The 278-nt window shown below is 61.5% G+C and carries 1 pseudogene; it reads left to right on the top strand.

Going from position 1 to position 278, the window contains the following annotated elements:
- A pseudogene (locus tag EE949_RS13700) lies at window positions 1–278 on the top strand (serine/threonine protein phosphatase); the annotation flags it as partial.

The following is a 278-nucleotide window of genomic DNA, read 5'->3' as shown; positions in this document are numbered from 1 at the left end:
GAACTGGATGGCGTGTTCGGCTGGTTGTTTGCGGTGCTGGCGGGCTTCGACAAACCCTTCAACCAGGCGCCTTCACTGCATATCGCGCTGCTGGTGATCCTGTGGGTGGTGTACCAGCGGCATACCCAGGGGTTCCGGCGCTGGGCAGTGCACGGCTGGTTTGCACTGAACGGCATTTCCGTGCTGACCACTTATCAACATCACTTTATCGACTTACCCACAGGCGCCCTCGCGGGCTGGTTGTGCGTGTGGCTCTGGCCGCTGGAACACCCCAGCCC

The organism is Pseudomonas viridiflava, from assembly GCF_900602065.1.
In the GTDB taxonomy this organism is placed as follows: Bacteria; Pseudomonadota; Gammaproteobacteria; order Pseudomonadales; family Pseudomonadaceae; genus Aquipseudomonas.
The sequence above is the reverse complement of the archived record's forward strand: the minus strand, read 5'-3'. Positions and strand labels throughout refer to the sequence as shown.